At 56.4% G+C, this 20425-nt stretch carries 15 protein-coding genes; 13 read left to right on the top strand and 2 right to left on the bottom strand.

The genetic code is table 11. The features are described 5' to 3' along the window. Positions 1–5: 5 nt before the first annotated feature. Positions 6–353, bottom strand: coding sequence for a YugN family protein (locus IAE55_RS06330; RefSeq protein WP_145158269.1), 348 nt, complete (start codon positions 351–353; stop codon positions 6–8). Positions 354–559: 206 nt separating this feature from the next. Here IAE55_RS06330 and IAE55_RS06335 point away from each other — a divergent pair, with 206 nt between their 5' ends. The 9 genes from IAE55_RS06335 to thrS all read left to right on the top strand — a co-directional run bounded on the left by IAE55_RS06335 (position 560) and on the right by thrS (position 11552). Beyond that, positions 560–1735: a M20 family metallopeptidase gene (locus IAE55_RS06335; RefSeq protein ID WP_200631431.1), complete on the top strand. Its 1176-nt coding sequence runs from the start codon at positions 560–562 to the stop codon at positions 1733–1735. A gap of 184 nt (positions 1736–1919) precedes the next feature. After that, positions 1920–3683 carry a DNA repair helicase XPB gene (locus IAE55_RS06340; RefSeq protein WP_200631432.1) on the top strand — a complete coding sequence of 588 codons (1764 nt, stop codon included), beginning with the start codon at positions 1920–1922 and terminating at the stop codon, positions 3681–3683. After that, positions 3680–5593 carry a helicase-associated domain-containing protein gene (locus tag IAE55_RS06345; RefSeq protein WP_200631433.1) on the top strand — a complete coding sequence of 638 codons (1914 nt, stop codon included), beginning with the start codon at positions 3680–3682 and terminating at the stop codon, positions 5591–5593. Before IAE55_RS06340 ends, IAE55_RS06345 begins: the two co-directional genes overlap by 4 nt. A gap of 114 nt (positions 5594–5707) precedes the next feature. Beyond that, positions 5708–6145: a YlbF family regulator gene (locus IAE55_RS06350; RefSeq protein ID WP_116231588.1), complete on the top strand. Its 438-nt coding sequence runs from the start codon at positions 5708–5710 to the stop codon at positions 6143–6145. Between the two features lie 36 nt (positions 6146–6181). Continuing rightward, positions 6182–6445, top strand: a complete 264-nt coding sequence (locus IAE55_RS06355; RefSeq protein ID WP_094598855.1) for a YlbG family protein — start codon at positions 6182–6184, stop codon at positions 6443–6445. A gap of 316 nt (positions 6446–6761) precedes the next feature. Further along, positions 6762–7199 carry a hypothetical protein gene (locus tag IAE55_RS06360; protein ID WP_076169925.1) on the top strand — a complete coding sequence of 146 codons (438 nt, stop codon included), beginning with the start codon at positions 6762–6764 and terminating at the stop codon, positions 7197–7199. A 170-nt stretch (positions 7200–7369) separates the two neighbouring features. Continuing rightward, entirely contained in the window at positions 7370–8275 is a 906-nt protein-coding gene (locus tag IAE55_RS06365) for a selenium metabolism-associated LysR family transcriptional regulator (RefSeq protein ID WP_145023706.1), read from the top strand. Between the two features lie 61 nt (positions 8276–8336). After that, complete coding sequence (locus tag IAE55_RS06370) at positions 8337–9197, top strand: PHP domain-containing protein (protein WP_145947535.1); 861 nt, start codon at positions 8337–8339, stop codon at positions 9195–9197. A gap of 438 nt (positions 9198–9635) precedes the next feature. Further along, entirely contained in the window at positions 9636–11552 is a 1917-nt protein-coding gene (gene thrS / locus IAE55_RS06375; protein ID WP_200631434.1) for a threonine--tRNA ligase, read from the top strand. 164 nt (positions 11553–11716) lie between these two features. On the opposite strand, the gene IAE55_RS06380 is transcribed toward thrS, so the two are convergent. After that, the gene (locus IAE55_RS06380; protein ID WP_200631435.1) at positions 11717–13474 is read right to left on the bottom strand and encodes an Rqc2 family fibronectin-binding protein; all 1758 of its coding nucleotides are present in this window, start codon (positions 13472–13474) and stop codon (positions 11717–11719) included. A 190-nt stretch (positions 13475–13664) separates the two neighbouring features. Between IAE55_RS06380 and IAE55_RS06385 the strand changes: the two genes are divergently transcribed. The 4 genes from IAE55_RS06385 (at position 13665) to IAE55_RS06400 (ending at position 20406) form a co-directional block, all read left to right on the top strand. Continuing rightward, positions 13665–16460, top strand: coding sequence for a calcium-translocating P-type ATPase, SERCA-type (locus tag IAE55_RS06385; protein WP_145947538.1), 2796 nt, complete (start codon positions 13665–13667; stop codon positions 16458–16460). Between the two features lie 79 nt (positions 16461–16539). Then, positions 16540–17379 carry a diaminopimelate epimerase gene (dapF, locus tag IAE55_RS06390; RefSeq protein WP_145158293.1) on the top strand — a complete coding sequence of 280 codons (840 nt, stop codon included), beginning with the start codon at positions 16540–16542 and terminating at the stop codon, positions 17377–17379. A gap of 211 nt (positions 17380–17590) precedes the next feature. Continuing rightward, complete coding sequence (locus IAE55_RS06395) at positions 17591–19474, top strand: bifunctional homocysteine S-methyltransferase/methylenetetrahydrofolate reductase (protein ID WP_145158295.1); 1884 nt, start codon at positions 17591–17593, stop codon at positions 19472–19474. A gap of 35 nt (positions 19475–19509) precedes the next feature. Further along, complete coding sequence (locus IAE55_RS06400) at positions 19510–20406, top strand: YicC/YloC family endoribonuclease (RefSeq protein WP_145158298.1); 897 nt, start codon at positions 19510–19512, stop codon at positions 20404–20406. The last annotated feature ends 19 nt before the right edge of the window (positions 20407–20425 follow it).

Raw genomic sequence — 20425 nt, forward strand, 5'->3', positions numbered from 1 at the left:
CCTGCTTAGGCTTCCAGAGCGGCTTTAAACTGCTGAAGCTTCTTGGTTGCTATCCCCATGATGGACGACGGAATCGGAGATTCGTATTCCAGCCCGTGAGGGAAGGTTGCTTTGCCCATGTACACGGCTTCAATTTGCAGCACGGTGCTTGGCTTTTCCAGCTTACCCTCCACTGCACGAGTGTTAATCCGGACGAAATACTCCGAATTGGTATTATTATCTTCGATCTTATAGTCATATGTAGCGCGGTAGTATTCCCACTGCCAGCGGACAAAGCCTACTTTCTCGGCTACTTCGTCCATAAACGCCAAGTCGGCTTTGATGCCGTCCAGTCCCGTATTTTCAAAAATCATGGTTACTAAATCCTCCTCTATTGGTTGCCTGTAAAGTTCTTTACTCATGATATTATGTTTTAAACACTTGTGCAAGCCTTGGCAGTATTGGGGCGATACCCCATCTTAAGCGTTTCTGCTACAATAGAAAAAAAGGTTCACAACCGCGATGTGGGATGACATATCGGCAACTTAACATCCATTCTATGGCGAGAGGACGGATACATATGAAAGAAGAAGCATTGCTGAGCAAGCTGCAGTCGCAAATGGTGGAGTGGAGGCGGTATCTGCACCGGCATCCGGAGCTGTCTTACCACGAGGAGAAGACGTCGGCGTTCGTGGCGGACAGGCTGCGGGAGCTGGGGATCGACGTCCGGACGCGGTTTGGCGGCGGATATGGGGTAGTCGGTGTATTAAAAGGAAGCAAGCCGGGGAAAACGGTCGTGCTGCGGGCGGACATGGACGCGCTTCCGATCCAGGATGAAAAGTCGTGCGATTATTCGTCCGAGGTTCCGGGCGTCATGCATGCTTGCGGTCACGACGGGCATACGTCGATCCTGCTGGCGGTGGCGACATACTTCAGCGCCCGGAAGGAAGATCTTCCCGGAGAGATCCGGTTCGTATTTCAGCCGGCGGAGGAGGTATGTCCGGGCGGAGCCAAGGGGATGATCGAGGCCGGCGTTCTGGATGGGGCTGACGCGGTGTACGGCGTGCACTTATGGACGCCGTTCCCGGCAGGAACCGCGGCCAGCACGCCGGGGCCGATGATGGCGGCAGCGGATGAGTTCTTTATCGACATCATAGGTAAAGGCGGCCACGGTGGCATGCCGCACGTGACGGTGGACAGCGTGGTGGCCGGATCGGCGCTGGTCATGCAGCTGCAGAGCATCGTCAGCCGTTCGGTCAACCCGCTTCGGCCGGCGGTCGTTACGATCGGGACGATCCAGGGTGGAAGCGCGCAGAACGTCATTGCCGAATCGTGCCGGATTACCGGGACCGTACGGACATTTGATGAGGAGACGCGCCAATTGATCCGCGAACGGATCGAAGAAATAACCCGGCTTACGGCGCAGACTTATGGAGCGGAGTCGAAAATTCAATATTTGATGGGTTACCCGCCGCTAGTGAATGATGAAGCGGAGACGGAAAGGTTTTTCCGCGAAGCGCCGAAGGTGTTCGGGGAGTCGAAGGTGGAGCGCTGCGAGAAGATTATGCCTGCGGAGGACTTCGCATACTATTTGCAGGAAATCCCCGGGTGCTTTATGTTCGTGGGAGCAGGCAACGAAGAGCTGCAGGCCGTCTACCCGCATCATCATCCAAGGTTTGATTTTGACGAATCGGCCATGCTGAGCGCCGCCAAGCTGCTGGTGACGATGACCCAATCCTATCAGGGATGGGAATAGGCAGGCTCGGGCCGCCGAGTCTCCCGGTCTTGCCGAGAGAAGGGTTCCTGAAGGCACGAATGTTTTGGCGGACGATGGGAAAACTTGAAATGGAAGAGGAAAAGTTCATTTCCGCTCTAGGAGATGAACTTTTTCATATGTTTGAAGGCTGAAAGAACAATTCGGATTGAAAGAAGGGGATTTGATGAGCGATACAAAAGCGTGCATCGTGCAGCGGGACCGGACCGTCCTGCTGGAATGCGGACATCCGGGGTTTGAGGAAGCCCGCGGGAAGCTGGCCCATTTTGCAGAGCTGGTCAAGAGTCCTTCTGCGTTTCATACGTACCGGATCACTCCGTTATCGCTGTGGAATGCCGCTTCGCTGGGATGGACCGCGGAGGAAATCGTTGGCGCCCTGGCTTCGATTGCCAGATGGGAGGTTCCATCCGCGTTAATCCAGGACATCCGCAGCCTGGTGGGCAGATACGGAAAGCTCCGGATCGAGGTGGGGAAGGCGGAAGCCGGGAAGCTCCGGCTGACGGCATCCGATCCGCAGCTGCTGGATGAAGTGCTGGCAATCCCCGCCGTGCAGGCCAGCGGGCTGCGGCGCGCCGCGCCGGAGCAGGCGGAGCTTGATGCGGTCCGCCGCGGACGGATCAAGCAGGAGCTGACGCGGCTCGGATATCCGGTCCTGGACTTGGCCGGATATCATGAGGGACAGCCGCTGCAGTTGGGCTGGAAAGCGCAGGGCGGCTCATTTGCGCTGAGGGACTACCAGCAGGCGGCGGCCGACGCTTTTGAAGGGGTGGCCGGGAGCGGAGGCAGCGGGGTGCTGGTGCTCCCTTGCGGAGCCGGGAAAACGGTCATCGGCCTTGGCGTGCTGGAGAAGCAGCAGTGCGAGTGCCTGATTCTGACGTCGAACGCGACCTCCGTCGGACAGTGGATCGCGGAGCTGACGGACAAGACGACGCTCGATCCTTCCCAGATCGGGGAGTATACGGGGCAGAAGAAGGAGGTGCGCCCGGTCACCGTGGCCACCTATCAAATTTTGACGCACCGCCGCTCCAAAGAGGACGAGTTTGAACATATGCGTCTGTTTAACGAACGGAACTGGGGGCTCATCATTTACGATGAGGTGCATCTGCTGCCGGCTCCGGTGTTCCGGGCGACGGCCGATATCCAGGCGACCCGCCGGCTGGGACTGACCGCTACGCTCGTACGGGAGGACGGCTGCGAGCAGGATGTATTTTCGCTGATCGGACCGAAACGCTACGAGATGCCCTGGAAGGAGTTGGAGTCCATGGGCTGGATCGCGAAGGTCGAATGCACGGAAGTCCGGGTGGCGATGGAGCCGGAGCTGCGTGAAGCATACACGTATGCGGAGGGCAAGGAGAAGTTCCGCATCGCCGCCGAAAATCCCGGCAAGCTCGAGGTCGTTCGCAGGCTGCTCGCTAAGCATCCGGAGGAGAGCGTCCTCATTATCGGCCAGTATATCGATCAGCTGAAGCAACTGTCCGAATCGCTGGGCATTCCGCTGATTTCGGGGCGAATGGCGCACAAGGAACGCGGAAGGCTCTACGAGTCTTTTAAACGGGGAGAGATCAGAGTGCTGGCCGTTTCCAAGGTAGCCAATTTCGCCGTCGACCTGCCGGACGCTTCCGTGGCGATTGAAATATCAGGCAGCTTCGGCTCCAGGCAGGAGGAAGCCCAACGCCTGGGACGGATTTTGCGTCCGAAAAACGGAAACAACCGGGCATATTTTTACGCGCTGGTGTCCCAAGAAAGCAAAGAAGAGGACTTTGCCATCCGCCGTCAGCTGTTCCTGGTCGAACAGGGTTACGAATATTCCGTCCGATATGATTCGGATCCCGGGCTGTTTCGTTCTGGGGCCAGTCATGAGCGGGCTTCCTCCCATCCTGCGAAGGACCGTCCCATTCCAGACCTAAAGGAGGCATCATCCCGACCATGAGCACTGAAATGAACGAAGACTCCCCGCAGGAATTCGCGATCCGGTCCATCCTGCGTACGCTGGCCCCGGAGGATGCCGAGCTGCTTAAACGGCTGATCGTCCGTTTTGCCGGGCAGCCGTTCAGCGACGACGCCCGGACCACGGTGAAGAGCAGCGGCCGAAGTGGTGCGGAGCTTGAGCTGTCCTTTATCCGCTTGAGACGAGCCGGCCTGATCCAGGCGGTGAAAAAGGTTTGGGGAGAAAAGCTCTACTACATTCCTTTGGAAAGCCTGGGTCTATTGTATCGGCAGTTTTTCACCCCCGAAGCAGAGGTTGTCCCGGATTCAAATGTGCATCGGATCAGCGAAGCCAAGCCGGGCCTCGCCTTGGATCTGCTGCATGCGCTTGCGGCTGCGGCCGAGCACGGGCTTCCCTTAACGGCGAAAGGAACGGTACATAAGAAAAATATCCAGAAGCTGCTGGAAGCCGTGCACCTGAAAGATTCCGACCTTGAAACACTGCAGCTCCAATACGCGCATGCTGAAACCTATCCGCTTGTGGCCGCGGTGCTGCTCGATATAATGATGTGCCTCGGCCTTGCGGTGAAAGAAAGCCAGGGGATTGTGCTGGAAGAGGAGCGGCTCGGCGAGTGGCTGAACCTGTCTGAACAGGAGATGAACCGGGTACTGCTCCTGGCGGTGTTGGACCGATACGGCATAAACAGCCCGGCACTGCAGCATTTCCGCTACCTTCTTTGCCATCCTTCTTTCCAACCAGGCGTCTGGTACGATATGACGAATATGCTGGATTGGATGGAGCAGGAGGTTCTGCTCACCCGGTCCGTTTCGGAAGCGGGAGTCCGGGCATGGATGACGGCGATGGCGGGGTTTGGCTGGGGCGATACCGGTGAGGACGGCAGCGGACGCTGCTGTTTCCGGTGGGCCATAGATCCGGCCTTCGTTCTGGTTTCGGGCGGCGAAGATCGAGAGATGGCGGGAGAGGGGCGCTTCTATGTTCAGCCGGATTTTGACGTCATCGTTCCACCGGATGTGCCGTACCGGATCCGATGGAAGCTGCTTGCCTGCTCGGAGCGGGTACAGAGCGAACGGATGTCGATATACCGTTTGACCCGCAGCAGCACGGCCCGGGCGGTGGAGAACGGCATGAGCGCGGCCGAAATGACGCAGCTGCTGGACAACTTCTCGGGCGGCGGCGTCCCGGAGAACGTAAGGCTGGCTTTGGAGCAGTGGGGCCGGGAAATCGGCCGGACCCGCTTTGAGGAAGCCATGCTGCTGTCGTGTTCGGCTGAAGAAGACGGCGATCGGATCGAAGCGCACCCGAAACTGAAGGGTCATTTGCAGCGGATCGGTCCGAAGCATTTTCTCGTGAACAGCGGCGCGGTGCCGGAAGTGCGGAAAATCCTGGATTCGTCAGGACTCTCGCCCTTAAAGGCGATCGCTGAACCCGGCCGGACCGTTTCCACATATCCGCTGATCCATGACCCCACACCGGACCTGACGGGGCAGCGGATCGATGTAGAAAACTTCCGCCAAACCGGGCTTTCCGCCGCCGGCGGTCTGGTGTACAGCGGCCGGAATATCCAGTATTTCGAGCCGGATTCAGACATTCCGAAGCCGGAGTCCCTGTTCCCGGGTTACGGGCAGGTTCCGAAAATGTGGACCCAGGATTTCCGGAATTATCACGGGACGACGGCCCAGCACATTATGGAACAGGCCTTGGAATGGCAGACCAAGGTGCTCATATCCCGCGGAGGCAGCCGTTTGGAATTCATCCCTCGGGGAATTCGGAGCCACCCGTGGGCGGTGGAAGGAACTCTCTTCGATCCGGAACGGGACGGTTATGAGGACGGGGCTCTGCTCTCGCAGGGGGATTGGGAGCAAATCCGGCTGATTGTGCCTTCTTTCACCTGAGGGTATCCGCAGGAAGTGCGTTCAAACCTCTTCTTATGGGCCAAAGGTTATGATATGATAAAAGAGTCTACTCCAGACGGAGGAGAACATTCTTATAGAATTGAGATGAAGTTCATGAGCGTATCGGAGATCAACACGGTCGACATGGCAGCCGTGCTGATGAACGCCTATGAATTAGGCGATATGATCAATCAGTCGGTTGAGGTGTCCGATTATTTATATTGGAAGCAGCAGGTTGGCAGCAATCCGGCCGTACAGGAGCTTGTCCGGCTTCTGGCGAAGAAGAAGGAGCTTTTCGAAGAGACCCAGCGTTTCGGCCATTTCCATCCGAATTACCACAGCGCAAAGGATGAGGTCAAGGCTGTGGAGAAGCAGCTGGAGCAGTTCGAGGAAGTGAGACGCTTCAAGCTGGCCGAGCAGAACTTGGATGACATGCTGCACCAAATGTCCGAAATGATCGCTTATTCCGTATCGGAAACGATCAAGGTGCCGGGCAACGATTCGCATCTGAAAGGATGCGGCGGCGGGGGCAAATGCTCCTGCGGTGGGTAAAATATAGAGAGCCAGTATAAGTGAGGTGGGAAAATCATGTTTGCAGAACGGACGGGGTATATCATTTGGGTTAGCGATATCAAGGCAGCGCGGAATTTGGAGAAGTACGGGACCGTTCACTATATATCTCGCCGGATGCACTATGTCGTCATGTACGTGAATGCGGACCGGGCCGAGGAAGTAGCCAAAAATATCCGGCGCCTTTCCTATGTGCGTAAAATCGAACGCTCCTACCGCAACGAGATCAAAACGGAATATTCGAGCGACGTACCGGATAAGACCCGATTTTATGGCTTATAGTAGGAGGTTCATCTGCCTGTCATCAGTTTCAATCCCACCTGGAAAGTTATCGTATTGTCAGGAAGCAGCCGAATTCGGCTGCTTCTTTTTTTAGACCATGGCTTCCGGCTTCAGCGCAGGCAAAGCCTGTGAATCCGGCAAGGAAATTATCCGATTGGAGCGGAAAGAAACGGTGTAGATACGACGGTCCTCTTTTCCGTATATGAAAATATGCCGGGATACGTAGTTTGGAGCTTGTGAAGAACGTGGTAATGATGTAATATAATAGGCATAAATACATAGATACAAAGTCCTATGTAGTGGAGAGTGATAGTCCATGCGCGACAAAGGAATGGAAAGATGGAGCACCTATGAACCTTTTTTTGTGACCTTAGGGGATAAGCGGGTGGCCGACATCGTCATTACCCATCATGCGAAGACAAGGTACAACGACCGGATTCATAGTGATATCCATAGTATAGATGATATAGCCGCATGGATGTGGGAGTGCCTGAAGCAGGGCCGGATTGCTCCCTACTACCGGAATGAGAAGGACGTTTACCTGATTGACGAGGATCTTGTCGTCGTCGCGGAATTTGCGGAGATCGAAGGGGAAACCGACATCAGCGGAAATCCGCTGCACAAGATGATTATCGTGACGTTCCTTGGCAAAATGTCGGAGACGATCGAGCTGAGGGACCTGAAGTCTTATTATTCCTGGCTGCGCCATTCGCGGAGAATGACGTTGATTAAAAATACTCGCAAGCGGAAATAACCGCGTTTTGTAAGCGTGAGCATGGATTCCCCCTCCGGGAAGCCATGCTCATTTTTGTTGATTCATGTGTCGGTTCCGCAGACTTTACCTGCCGCTGAAATGTTAAACGGCGTTGGTGGTTCACGGCCGAATCGGATACAATATAAGAACGACGAGGGGGAGAGCATGCCATGAATTTTCACCAGCTCCACATTTTTTATACCGTGGCGGAACGTGGGAGTTTCTCGGCGGCGGCGAGCGCGCTGCACATGACCCAGCCGGCCGTTACGATGCAGATTCAGTCCCTGGAGGAATATTTCGGGACGCGCCTGCTGATCCGCTCCACCAAGAAGATCGAGCTGACCGAAGCGGGGATCACCCTTTTGCCGTATGCGGCAAAGAGCATCGCCCTGGTTAAGGAAACGGACAATGCGATGGCATCGCATACCCATATGCTGCAGGACCGGCTTCAGCTCGGCTCCAGCCTCACGATCGGCGAATACTTCCTGCCGCGGCTGCTCGGTCCGTTTGGACAGCAGTATCCGCACATCAGTATTATGATGAAGGTGATGAACACTACACAGATCATCGAAGAGATTACGAAGCATCAGCTGAATTTCGGCCTGATCGAGGCGACGATCCACCATCCGGATATGGTCATCGATCCCGTCATGCAGGACGAGCTGAAGCTGATCGTGCCTATCGGCCATCCCTTGGCCGAGCGGGAATCGGTCGAGCTGGAAGAAGTGCTTGCCTATCCGTTTGTGCTGCGGGAAAAAGGGTCGGGCACGCGCCAGGTGATGGAAAGTGTGCTGATCCACAAGGGGATCGATCCACAAAGCCTGCAGACCGCGATGGAGCTTGGTAGCACGGGAGCGGTGAAATCCGCCGTCGAGGCCGGCTTCGGCATTACGATGCTGTCGCCGGCCTCGGTCAAGCATGAAACCGCACTGAACCTGGTTACCATCATTCCGATCCGAGACGCCGAATTTAAGCGGCAGTTTTATGCCATTCATTTGAAATCCACCCTGCTTCCGCTGTCAGCCGTGACCTTTCTGAATTTTCTTAAACAGCAGCAGGAACAGCAGGGGGAATAGGGCCAAGCCGGCAGTTAAAGGAATATTTCACAGCTTAAGACGCTGAATGAGTGAAGGAGGAATGGACTTGTCCACAGATCAGAAATACGGTGACCTGCATACGCATACTACGGCTTCGGACGGGATGCAGCCACCCTCGGAGAATGTTCGGATCGCCCACGGGAAGGGACTCGCGGCCGTGGCGATTACCGACCATGACACCGTGGGAGGCATTCCGGAAGCATTGGAAGCCGGGCAGCGGCTCGGCATCACCGTCGTTCCCGGCGTCGAAATCAGCACCCGTGCCGGCGGTAAGGATATACACGTACTGGGCTATTACATCGACATAACACATGAGCCGTTTTTGAACCATCTCGCCGAGCTGAGACAGACCCGGGAACGGCGTAACGATCAGATGATCGCGAAGCTGCAGCAGCTTGGAATTTCCATCACGCTCGAGGAGGTCATTGCCGGGCTGGGGCGCGAGCTGAAGCCGGATGAAAGCGTCGGGCGGCCGCATATGGCCGACGTATTGGTCAAGAAGGGCTATGCCTCTGACATGCGGGACGCCTTTAACCGCTATTTGGGCGAGGATGCGCCTGCCTACGTATCCGTTCCGCGGATCACACCCGCGGATGCCTGCGCCTGGATCCGGGAAGCCGGCGGAACGCCTGTGCTGGCCCATCCGGGGATCTACGGCGATGACGCGCTGGTGGAACGGATTGTTAGGGAAGCGAAACCTGCCGGAATCGAAGTCTACCATTCCGACCACGGCCCGGCCGATGAGGAACGGTACCTGAGGATGGCTGATGAGCATGGGCTGATCGTCACGGCGGGCTCCGATTTTCACGGGGAACGGCAGGGCGTCGTCTTCCATGGCGATATCGGCAGCCGTACGATCCCGGTGACCGTATTGGAACAACTTCAGCGGGGAACAAAATAGTCATGGGTGCCCGGGCGAGTTTTAACCTTTTTTTGCAAAATTAAAGAATTGGGCTTGCGCCGGGCTTGCAGGCCGTACTATAATGTTGAACCAAGCAACAAACACAAACTTGTAAGGCGATGACCAAAGACATGATTTCGATCCAGGACTGCCCAGAGAGAGAAGTGAGTGGTGTAAGCTTCTCCTGACACCGGTTCAGAAATTACCCCTTTGCAGCCGTCCCTTTGAACCCGCTGTCCCAAGCCGCGGCAGTAGAAGGAACCGGTTAATCCCCGATATCGGATGCTTAATAAGGGCTTTGCATATGTACGTGTTCGGATGAACCGTCGGATGCAGGTCGAATTAGGGTGGAACCACGAGCTGAACGCACTCGTCCCTTGGGATGAGATGCGTTTTTTTGCGTTCACCAAATAGACCGAATTTGACGGAGGGAAGAACATGAACAAGGAAATACAAGTCAAGCTGCCGGACGGCTCGGTAAGAGCATTCGAGCAAGGCGTCCGGCTGGAGAGCATCGCCGAATCGATCAGCAGCAGCCTCGTGAAAAATGCCGCAGCAGGCAAAATTGACGGGATCCTGGTGGATCTCAGTACGCCGGTTGAGCAGGACAGCAGCATTGAAATCGTGACTGTGGACAGTCCGGAAGGGATCGGGGTATACCGGCACAGCACGGCGCATTTATTGGCGCAAGCCGTGAAGCGTTTATTCGGAGCATCGTCCGTCAAGCTGGGGATCGGACCGGTCATCGAGGACGGATTCTATTACGACATGGATCTTCCAAGCCCGCTGACGAGCGATGATTTGTCCCGGATTGAACGGGAAATGAAGCGGATCGCGGAAGAGGATCTGCCGATTCGGCGGAAGGCGGTCAGCCGGAAGGAAGCGCTGGACCTGTTCGCGCAGCTGCAGGAGCCGCTGAAGCTTGAGCTTATTCGGGACCTGCCCGAGGACGCCGAAATTTCGATTTACGAGCAGGGAGAGTTTGTGGACCTGTGCCGAGGACCGCACCTTCCTTCCACGGGTAAAATCAAAGCGTTCAAGCTGCTGAGCGTAGGCGGAGCCTATTGGCGCGGAAACTCGGACAACAAGATGCTGCAGCGGATTTACGGCACCGCCTTCCCTAAGAAGGCGCAGCTTGATGAGCATCTTCACATGCTCGAGGAAGCCAAGAAGCGCGACCATCGCAAGCTGGGCAAGGAGCAGGGGTTGTTCCTGTTTTCAGAGGAAGCGCCGGGCATGCCGTTCTACCTCCCTAAAGGCATGATCATCCGCAACGAGCTGGAGCAGCTGGAGCGTGAGCTGAACGCCGCTAGAGGATATGAAGAGGTCCGCACCCCGCTTATGATGAACAAGCGGATGTGGGAGGAATCCGGGCACTGGGATCACTACAAGGACAACATGTATTTTACCCAGGTGGACGAGACGGAATATGCGCTGAAGCCGATGAACTGCCCGGGGCATATGCTGATTTTCAAAAGCGGCCTTCGCTCCTACCGCGAGCTGCCGATCCGGCTGGCCGAGTTCGGACAGGTTCACCGCCACGAATATTCAGGCGCGCTGAGCGGTATGATGCGTGTGCGGACGTTCTGCCAGGATGACGCACACCTCTTTGTCAGACCTGACCAAATCGAGGAGGAGATCGCCGGCGTCATCGACCTGATCGACTATATGTACGGCATATTCGGCTTCTCTTACCGGATCGAACTGTCGACGCGGCCGGAGGATTCCATGGGTTCGGATGAGCTGTGGGAGCAGGCCGAGCAGTCGCTGCGCAGCGTGCTGGAGCGGCGGGGGATCGAATACCGCCTGAACGAGGGGGACGGAGCTTTCTACGGTCCGAAAATCGATTTTCATATTCTCGATGCCCTGAAGCGCAGCTGGCAGTGCGGGACGATCCAGCTCGATTTTCAAATGCCGGAGAAGTTTGGTCTCAGCTATGTCGGTGAATACAACCAGAAGCATCGCCCGGTCATCATTCACCGCGCCGTCTACGGCTCCATCGACCGTTTCATCGGCATTCTGACGGAGCATTACTCGGGAGCTTTTCCGCTGTGGCTGGCACCGGTCCAGGCCAAAGTCGTCCCGGTATCCGAGCACGATCTGGATTATGCTTATCAGGTTAAGCAGTCGCTTGCGAAAGAGGGCATCCGGGTTGAGGTCAGCGCCAAAAACGAGAAGCTGGGCTATAAAATCCGCGAAGCCGAGCTGGAAAAAGTGCCGTACGTGCTCGTCGTCGGCAAGAGCGAGCAGGAGGCGGGTGCAGCGGCGGTCCGCAAGCGGGGCGAAGGGGATCTGGGTATGCAGCAGCTGCCGGACATCATCGAGCGCTTAAACCGGGAAATCCGGGAGAAATAAACGGGACATTAAATCAGGAAGACATCAAAAAAGGCTGTATCCCACCCGCTCTTAATAACGGAGGATATAGCCTTTTCTATTATGGGTGCTGAAGCTTACGGACGTTCATTGAGCACGGTTCAACCGCATTCTTTCTATAATTAGAAATCTAAAGCTTTGTATGATTATTTAATGACGCTCGGAAGCGACTTGATCAATTCCTCGTCAGGCGTGACGATCAGCGTCCGCTGGTGATCATAAATGACAAAGCCCGGTTTGGCGCCGCTCGGCTTATGCACATGGCGGATCAGGGTGCAGTCGACCGGCACACTGCTGGATTCCTTGGCCTGGCTGAAGTAAGCGGCCAATTGGGCGGCTTCCTCCAAGGTCTGGTCCCCGAACTGGCTGCTGCGGATGACGACGTGGGACCCGGGGATATCCTTGGTGTGCAGCCACGTATCACTGCCGCTGGCCAGTTTGTTGGTCACGTATTCGTTCTGCAGGTTGTTTTTGCCTACGTAAATTTCGATGCCCTCGGATGATGTGAATACATGCAGGGTAGGGCGGTCGTTTTTCTTCTTTTTGCGCGTTTTTTTGCTGCGGTCGCGGAGATATCCCTGCTGGACAAGCTCCTCGCGGATTTCGTCGATATCGTTCATGGATGCATGGGCCAGCTGCTGGAGCAGGTCATCCATGTAGCGGATCTCTTCCTTCGTTATAGCAAGCTGCTCGTCGATGACGGCAAGACTGTTTTTGTACTTATTATATTTCTTGAAATACCGCTGGGCGTTATCGGAAGGGCTGAGCAGCGGGTCCAGCGGAATGGCCACTTCCTTCTGGTCCTCGTCATAGAAGTTGGTCAGCACCGCCTCCTTGTCCCCCTTTGCAATCGTATGCAGGGAGGCAAACAGCAGCTCGCCGTAAATCCGGTACTGGTCCGCATCGGCGGCTTCCTCCAGATCGGCGTGCAGGTGGTCCAGCTTTTTAATGTTTTTGGCGCGCTCATTGTGCAGGAAACGAAGCAGATCGCTCGTTTTTTGCTTGACGGTGTCGCGCTCAGCTTTTTCACCGTAATAATCCTCCATGCATGTGCTGATGGATTCATAGCGTTTGACCTCTTCCTGAATCATCGTCAGATCGACGGCGGAAAAAACCATTTTCCCCTTGGCGTTCGCCCCTGACATCGGCTGGTACGCCTGCTGTTTGACGCTGTCCATCAGCCCGGTAAAGGCGTTCCATAGGGCGCTTCGACGTGCTTCGCCAGCTTCGGGCCCTTCTTCCGAGTAGGACTGAAGGCCGGCGCGGTGCACGATCTCCTGCGCAACCAGCGGGCTTACGCCGCTGAACGTATCCACAATCCACGAAATCGGTTCGGCGTCCGCTTCCTCGGTATATTTTTGTGCAAATAGCTCTCCTGTAACCTCAAGCGGATTCAGCTTATGCTGCTGCGGAGGCTCCGTATAGGAAAAGCCCGGCATGATGACCCGATAGCTGCTGATGCTCGGGGTGACATGGTGGATGCCGTCCAGGATCGTCCCGCTCGAAGGGTCTGACAAAATAATGTTGCTGTGCCGGCCCATCAGTTCGATGATGAGCTGCTTAGAAGAGACGTCCCCCAGCTCATCCCGCTGTCTGACCGTAATATGAATGATTCGCTCCATTCCAACCTGCCGGATGTCTTCAATGATGCCTCCTTCGCAGTGCTTGCGCAGCAGCATACAGAACATCGGTGCCTCCTGCGGATTCAGAAAGCTTCGCTCGGTGAAGTGCACCCGCGGATACGTCGGGTTGGCCGACAGCAGCAGCTTGGCGTTGCCCTCCCGGGTCCGGAGGTGAAAGAGCAGGTCGTGATCGTTGGGCTGGTATATTTTACTGATCCGGGCGCCCTGAATGCTTTGCAGCTCATGGACAAGGGCCCGCGTTACGATTCCATCTAATGCCATAGTGTATCTCCCATCTTTACGCTGTACTTGGTTACGATTGCCTCCATACTATGATGCCATAGTTTGGCCAAAAACTTAAGAGGCCAGGCTTGTGATATTTTAGGCCCTGTCCGAATACATTTACGATAGAACAGGTGGAAAAGCTGTTGAACACCCGCAGCGCACAAAGACCGGGAGGGAAAGGGAAGCTATGGAACAAAAAAAATGGCATCAGTTGGACGCGGAAGAACTGCAGCATGTCCTCGGCGTTCACCCGCAGCAGGGCCTTTCGGAAGAAGAGGCGGAGGAAAGACGGAAGAAAAACGGATGGAACGAGCTTTCGGAAGGAAAGCGTATTTCTCCTTTGGCCTTATTTCTGAACCAATTTAAAGATTTCATGGTGCTGGTGCTGATGGGGGCAACGCTGGTTTCGGGCCTCCTCGGCGAATACCTGGACGCCATCACCATTATCGCGATCATTCTGCTGAACGGGGTCCTCGGCTTCATCCAGGAGTTCAAGGCGGAACGCTCCCTGCGTGCGCTGAAGCAGCTGTCCGCTCCGGGAGCGAAGGTGCTTCGGGGAGGCAAGGTAGTTCAGGTGCCGGCCAAAATGCTCGTTCCGGGGGACGTCGTTCTGCTGGAAAGCGGTGACCGTGTGCCCGCCGATGTCCGCTGGCTGGAAACAAGCAGCTGTTATATTGAAGAATCCGCGCTGACCGGGGAATCGGTGCCGGTAGGCAAGCATGCCCAGCCTATTCAAGAAGCGGACGTGCCCCTTGGCGATCAGAAGAACACCGGCTTCATGGGAACCATGATGACGCGGGGGACCGCCAAAGGCGTTGTCGTTCGCACCGGCATGGATACGGAAATGGGGAAAATCGCCGATCTGATCCAGAATACAGACTCGCAGGAAACGCCGCTTCAGCACCGCCTGGAGCAGCTCGGCAAAATGCTCATCATTCTGTCGCTGGGGCTTACGGTCATGGTCGTCGTTGCCGGCATTTTGCATGGACAGCCTGCCGTCGGCATGTTCCTGGCCGGCGTCAGCCTGGCCGTTGCGGCGATCCCCGAAGGACTGCCTGCCATCGTGACCGTGGCGCTGGCGCTCGGCGTGCAGCGGATGATCAAGCGGAAGGCGATCGTGCGCAAGCTGCCGTCGGTCGAAACGCTGGGCTGCGCATCGGTCATCTGCTCCGATAAAACCGGAACGCTGACGCAGAACAAAATGACCGTTACGCGCGTGTGGGTCGGGGGAAGAAGCCTGGAGGTCACCGGCGACGGTTATGCGCCGACCGGACAAATCCTCGAAGAGAAGAAGCCGGTCGACGTGAAGAACGACCAGGGGCTGCGCAGGCTGCTCCAGATCAGCGCGCTGTGCAACAACGCGGAAATTTACGAAACGGCGGCTCCGGAGTCGCGCGGCAAGCGCAAAGGCAAGGAGGAACCTCAAGGCCCGGTATGGGAACTGAAAGGGGATCCGACCGAAGGGGCGCTCATTACCCTCGCTTCCAAAATGGGGATGACGACGCAGTCCTTGTCGGCGCTGTATCAGCGGGATAAGGAATTTCCGTTCGATTCCGAACGGAAGCTGATGTCGGTCGTGGTGAGCCACCAGGGCGGCAAAATTTTATGCACTAAGGGCGCGCCTGACGTGCTGTTAAACCAGTGCACTTATATATTGTGGGAAGGCAACGTTGTGCCGTTTACCGGCACGCTCCGGCAGAAGGTGCTTGCCGCCAACGAAGAGATGGCTTCCTCCGCGCTTCGCGTGCTGGGGACGGCATACCGCGACCTGCGCCCGCATGATTCGCTGGACAGCGAAGCGGACGCCGAGAGCCAACTCGTCTTCGTCGGCCTTGCCGGCATGATCGATCCGCCGCGCCGGGAAGTGCGCGATGCGATCAGCACCTGCCGCCGCGCTGGCATCAAGACGGTGATGATCACCGGCGACCATGGCACGACTGCCGAGGCGATCGCCCAGCAGCTTGGCATTATGCCGCGCGGAGGCGAAGCCATGTCAGGCCAGGAGCTGGCGCAGATCGACGACCAGGAGCTCGATGCGAAGGTCGACAACGTGTACGTGTACTCGCGCGTGTCGCCTGAGCATAAGCTCCGCATCGTCAAATCGCTGCAGCGCAAGGGCCATGTCGTTGCCATGACCGGGGACGGCGTCAACGATGCGCCGGCCATCAAAGCGGCCGACATCGGCATTGCCATGGGCATTACCGGTACCGACGTCACCAAGGAAGCATCGGCGCTTATCCTGAGCGACGACAACTTCTCGACGATCGTGGCGGCGATCGAGGAAGGCCGGAGCATCTATGAGAATATCCGCAAATTCATCCGGTATTTGCTTGCATCGAATGTCGGCGAAATCTTGACGATGTTCTTTGCGATGATGCTCGCCCTGCCGCTGCCGCTGCTGCCGATCCAGATTTTGTGGGTCAACCTCGTGACCGACGGCCTGCCGGCGATGGCCCTTGGCGTGGATCAGCCGGAGAAGGACCTCATGGAGCACAAGCCGCGCGGGGCCAAAGAAAATATATTCGCCCGCCGGCTGGGATGGAAGATCATCAGCCGCGGCTTCCTGATCGGTCTGTGCACGCTCGGCGCATTCTGGCTCACCCTCCGCGTGGATCCGCACAACGCCGCTCAGGTTACCAAAGCCCAATCGGTAGCTTTCGCCACGCTCGTTATGGCCCAGCTCATCCACGTGTTCGACTGCCGGAGCTCCAGATCGATCTTCCACCGCAACCCGCTGCAAAACAAGTACCTGGTGCTGGCGGTGCTCTCCTCGGTCCTGCTCATGCTCGGCGTCATGTACATCGAGCCGCTGCAGCCGATCTTTAAAACCGTGCCGCTCGGCTTCCGCGAATGGTGCATTACGATCGTCGGCGCCGGCGTGCCTACCTTCCTGATGGGCATCGGCAGCGTATGGGGCGGAAGACGCAACAAGCGGCGGGGAAGCGGCCGCCTCGTGGCGAAAAGTACAAACATTTCTGCATAAAGTCAATAGCACGGCCCGGTCCTTTGAGGTATGCTAGTGGACAGTAAAAAGCTAGCATAACAAAGGAGTGGCACCATCCATGGAATTTACAAAAATGCACGGACTCGGGAACGACTTTATCGTTATCTACGGCGAGAAGGCTCTGCCGGACAACGCGGCAGAGCTCGCCTTGAAATGGTGCGACCGCTATTTCGGCATCGGAGCGGACGGACTGGTATATATTTTGCCGTCGGAGAAGGCGGATTTCCGCATGCGCATCATCAACTCGGACGGCTCGGAAGCGGAGCAGTGCGGCAACGCCATCCGCTGCGTGGCAAAATACGTGTACGACCACGGCTATGTCAGCAGTGAGCAAATTACGATCGAAACGCTTGGAGCCGGCGTGCAGCCGGTAACGATCCATGTGGACAACGGCCTGGCCGCCACCGTCACGGTGGATATGGGCGAGCCCGTGCTTGATGGATTGAGCGTACCGACGACGATCGACGCGAACCCGGTCGTGGATGCGCCGATCGAGGCTGACGGCCGGCAGTTCCGGTTTACGGCCGTGTCGATGGGCAATCCGCACTGTGTCATTTACGTAGACGATGCGGTGAATTTCGACCTCGCCACCTGGGGGCCAAAGCTGGAAGTGCATCCGGTATTCCCGAAAAAGGTGAACGTCGAATTCGCGACCGTGAAGGACCGCGGTACCGTGGACATGCGCGTCTGGGAGCGCGGCGCCGGTCCGACGCTGGCCTGCGGAACCGGGGCATGTGCAACCCTCGTATCCTCCGTGCTGAACGGTTTAACCGACCGGTCGGCATCGATCCTGCTGAAAGGTGGAGACCTGTTCATCGAGTGGAGCGAGAAAGACAACCACGTCTATATGACAGGCCCTGCGGCTGTCGTGTATACGGGAAGCGTCCAGGACGTTTAGTCGCCCGGACTTTTGAAAAACCAGCGTTAACACCTCAATAGCCCGGAGAGCGTATCGGCGGATACGATCCACCGGGCTTTCCTGCTTCTTGGGGGTGCAGATCGTCCAAATCCGACTCTAGTAAAATAACTGGAGGATTCTATGACTTATCTTGTGCGCTGATTTATGATACATTAATGTGAAACTACTTTTTCGGGGTGGAGGAGCCAACATGAAACCGGATTTGCGTCAAGCGTGGGATCAACAGGTGCTGATCGGCGACGGAGCGATGGGCACTTTTCTATATCAAATGGGCTTTCCTGTGGGAATTTCCTATGAAGAACTGAACCTGACCTCACCGGAGGTCATCAAAGATGTTCACCGGCGTTATGTGGAAGCCGGGGCTCAAATCATTGAGACCAATACGTTTTCGGCCAACTTCGACAAGCTGTCCAAATACGGCCTGGAGTCGAAGGTGGAGGATATCAACCGGGCGGGTGTCCGGATTGCACGGGAAGTAGCGGGATCCGCCGGCTATGTGGTCGGAGCCATCGGTTCCATCCGCGGCGGCAAACGGACCAACGTCTCGACGGCCGAGCTTAAGAAATATTTCGAGCAGCAGATTCAGGCCCTTCTGCAAGAAGGAGTGGACGGCATCCTGCTCGAAACCTTCTACGATGTGGAAGAACTGTATTTGGCTTTGTCTATCGTGCGCAAGCTCAGCCCGCTGCCGGTCATTTGCCAGTTTGCGGTTGAGGACGTAGCCCGGACCTTGGACGGCTATACGATGCCGGAAGCGTTCCGGATGATGCAGCAGCAGGGCGCGGACGTGATCGGCTTTAACTGCCGCACAGGCCCTAATGGCATTATGAGCGCGATGAAGACCCTCGGCGGCCACATGTCCGTGCCGATGTCGGTGTATCCGAATGCCGGGGTCGCCGATTATGTGGATGGGGAATATCAGTATGGGGCCAAGCCGGATTATTTCGGCCAGATGGCGGTGAAATTCGCCGATCTCGGCGCCCGGATCATCGGCGGCTGCTGCGGGACGACGCCCGCGCATATCGCGGCGATTTCGTCTGCGCTTCAGGGGTACGAGCCGCAGCCGATAACGTACGGGCCGATTGACATCGCCCCTGCCCCGATCGAAATCCATGAACATCTCGCGCCAGACGGCGACGGTGAAGGCAAAGGCGGCAACCCGAATCTGGTCGACCTCGTCAAAGAGCGTCACACCGTCATCGTGGAGCTGGACCCTCCGCGCGATTTGGATATCGCCAAATTTATGAAGGGGGCGCAGGTGCTGAAGGATGCCGGGGCGGACGCGCTGACCCTCGCCGACAATTCGCTTGCGGTTACGCGGATGAGCAATATGGCTCTCGGCCATCTGGTGCAGGCGGAGACCGGTTTGCGCCCGCTGGTGCACATCGCCTGCCGGGACCGCAACTTGATCGGAACGCAGTCGCACCTTATGGGCTTTGACGCCCTTGGCATCGATCACGTGCTGGCTGTCACGGGCGACCCCGCACGCTTCGGCGATTTGCCGGGATCGAGTTCCGTATACGATTTGACTTCTTTTGAGATTATACGAATGATCAAGCAGTTAAATGAGGGAATCGCCTTCTCCGGCAAGCCGCTCAAGCAAAAGGCGAACTTCGTCGTCGGCGCGGCGTTTAACCCTCACGGGAAGCATCTTGACAAAGCCGTGCTGCGTTTGGAACGCAAAATCGCTGCCGGCGCCGATTATATCATGACCCAGCCGGTGTACGATCCGGAGCTGATCCGCGCGCTGAAGGAAGCGACGAGCCACCTCGACATTCCGATCTTCCTCGGCATCATGCCGCTGGCGAGCGGGCGCAATGCGGAATACCTGCACAACGAGGTGCCGGGAATTCAGCTCTCGGACGATGTGCGCCGCCGGATGAGCGGCCTGGAAGGCGAAGAAGGAAGAGCCATGGGGGTTGCCATTGCCAAAGAGCTGCTCGACGTGGCGATGGAGCATTTTAACGGAATTTACTTAATGACGCCGTTTATGCTGTATGACATGAGCGCCCAGCTCATCAGCCATGTGTGGGAGAAATCCGGACGCCGGCAGTCCCCCTTGTTTCACAGATAGTTATCAATTACAATAGTGTAATGGATGTGGTGCCGATGTCTTTCAGCATGACCGGTTACGGTCAATCCGCCCTTCATTACGGAGGGTATAAAGTGGAAATTGAAGTGAAATCCGTGAACCACCGATACTGCGAAGTGGTCATACGCCTGCCGCGTGAATGGACACGCTTTGAGGACCCTTTGAGAAGAACGGTACAGCGGTTTGTCAAGCGCGGCCGGATCGATGTCTTTATTAACAAGGAGGCGGAAGAGAATACCGCTCCGCCTGTTTTGTTAAATCATAAAGCCGTCAATACTTATATGGAGGCGGCGCGTGAGGTATCCGAGAGGCATGGCCTGAACGGCGAATTGACGGTAAGAGACCTGCTGTCCCTGCCGGGCGTGTTTCTCACACCCGAGGAAGTCGGGACAAACCAGGATCCGGAGCCTGAAGAGTGGGGACGCGTGCTTGAAGAAGGTCTTGTAAGGGCCATGGAAGGACTCGTCGCGATGAGGACTTCCGAAGGAAGCTTCCTTGCCCGTGATGTGGAGCAGCGCCTGAACCGGCTGGAGAAGCTTCACGGAGAAATGGTACAGCTCGCACCCAGCGTAGTCGAAGAATACCGCAATAAGCTCAGACAAAGGCTGGCTGAACTGAATGACGGTTCGTTTGCTTTTGATGAACATAAATTTGGCATGGAAATTGCTATTTTTGCAGACCGCTGCAATATCGATGAGGAATTGATACGTCTGCACAGCCATTTTGAGCAATGCAAAGGATTACTTCGTGCGGATGAACCGGTCGGAAGAAAACTCGATTTTCTGATTCAGGAAATGAACAGGGAAGTCAATACGATTGGATCCAAGGCCAATCATCTGACTCTGGTAAACCGTGTTGTCGAAATGAAAGCGGAGCTGGAAAAAATTAGAGAGCAACTGGCCAATATAGAGTAAGGCACAATTTCGACAGAAA

The organism is Paenibacillus sp. S28 (assembly GCF_016624415.1).
Lineage (GTDB): Bacteria > Bacillota > Bacilli > Paenibacillales > Paenibacillaceae > Paenibacillus_AQ > Paenibacillus_AQ favisporus.

Bases quoted from the DNA above. Each gene is read 5' to 3' on its own strand.
- IAE55_RS06335 (WP_200631431.1), top strand. From the start codon at position 560: ATGAAAGAAGAAGCATTGCTGAGCAAGCTGCAGTCGCAAATGGTGGAG.
- dapF (WP_145158293.1), top strand. From the start codon at position 16,540: ATGGAATTTACAAAAATGCACGGACTCGGGAACGACTTTATCGTTATC.
- IAE55_RS06355 (WP_094598855.1), top strand. From the start codon at position 6,182: ATGTTTGCAGAACGGACGGGGTATATCATTTGGGTTAGCGATATCAAG.
- IAE55_RS06345 (WP_200631433.1), top strand. From the start codon at position 3,680: ATGAGCACTGAAATGAACGAAGACTCCCCGCAGGAATTCGCGATCCGG.
- IAE55_RS06385 (WP_145947538.1), top strand. From the start codon at position 13,665: ATGGAACAAAAAAAATGGCATCAGTTGGACGCGGAAGAACTGCAGCAT.
- IAE55_RS06340 (WP_200631432.1), top strand. From the start codon at position 1,920: ATGAGCGATACAAAAGCGTGCATCGTGCAGCGGGACCGGACCGTCCTG.
- IAE55_RS06365 (WP_145023706.1), top strand. From the start codon at position 7,370: ATGAATTTTCACCAGCTCCACATTTTTTATACCGTGGCGGAACGTGGG.
- IAE55_RS06350 (WP_116231588.1), top strand. From the start codon at position 5,708: ATGAGCGTATCGGAGATCAACACGGTCGACATGGCAGCCGTGCTGATG.
- IAE55_RS06370 (WP_145947535.1), top strand. From the start codon at position 8,337: ATGGACTTGTCCACAGATCAGAAATACGGTGACCTGCATACGCATACT.
- IAE55_RS06395 (WP_145158295.1), top strand. From the start codon at position 17,591: ATGAAACCGGATTTGCGTCAAGCGTGGGATCAACAGGTGCTGATCGGC.
- IAE55_RS06330 (WP_145158269.1), bottom strand. From the start codon at position 353: ATGATTTTTGAAAATACGGGACTGGACGGCATCAAAGCCGACTTGGCG.
- thrS (WP_200631434.1), top strand. From the start codon at position 9,636: ATGAACAAGGAAATACAAGTCAAGCTGCCGGACGGCTCGGTAAGAGCA.
- IAE55_RS06400 (WP_145158298.1), top strand. From the start codon at position 19,510: ATGTCTTTCAGCATGACCGGTTACGGTCAATCCGCCCTTCATTACGGA.
- IAE55_RS06380 (WP_200631435.1), bottom strand. From the start codon at position 13,474: ATGGCATTAGATGGAATCGTAACGCGGGCCCTTGTCCATGAGCTGCAA.
- IAE55_RS06360 (WP_076169925.1), top strand. From the start codon at position 6,762: ATGCGCGACAAAGGAATGGAAAGATGGAGCACCTATGAACCTTTTTTT.